Annotated in this window: 1 protein-coding gene and 1 pseudogene; both read left to right on the top strand. The window is 78.2% G+C overall.

The annotated features are described in order from the left end of the window. Positions 1–210, top strand: a 210-nt coding sequence (locus C667_RS23990; RefSeq protein ID WP_004393296.1) for an amidohydrolase family protein, incomplete at its 5' end; no start/stop codon positions are given. Continuing rightward, positions 207–408: pseudogene (locus tag C667_RS23985) on the top strand (formimidoylglutamase); the annotation flags it as partial. The gene C667_RS23990 and the pseudogene C667_RS23985, both read left to right, overlap by 4 nt.

The following is a 408-nucleotide window of genomic DNA, read 5'->3' as shown; positions in this document are numbered from 1 at the left end:
CGCGAGGCGCTCGCCGGCATGACCGCGCACGGCGCGCGCGCCCTCGGCCTCGCCGACACCGGCCGCATCGCCGCCGGCCAGCGCGCCGACCTGTGCGTATGGCAGGCCGGCCACAGCGCCGAGCTGGCCTATGCCGTGCAGCCCGGCCGCCTGCGCCAGCGCGTGTTCGGCGGCCGCATCACCCACGACCGCTTCCTGGAGGCACGATGAGCACCGATCGCAACACGATGGACGCCTGGAGCGGCCGGGTCGACCCCGAGCCCGACAGCCCGCGCTGGCACCAGGTGATCGGCGCCTTCGCCGACCCCACCGCCGCGAGCACCCCGGGCGCGGTCCTGCTCGGCTTCGCCTGCGACGAGGGCGTGCGCCGCAACAAGGGGCGCACGGGCGCCGCCGCGGCGCCGGCGG

The organism is Thauera phenylacetica B4P (assembly GCF_000310225.1).
In the GTDB taxonomy this organism is placed as follows: domain Bacteria; phylum Pseudomonadota; class Gammaproteobacteria; order Burkholderiales; family Rhodocyclaceae; genus Thauera; species Thauera phenylacetica.
This window is presented reverse-complemented; position numbering and strand designations above follow the sequence as displayed.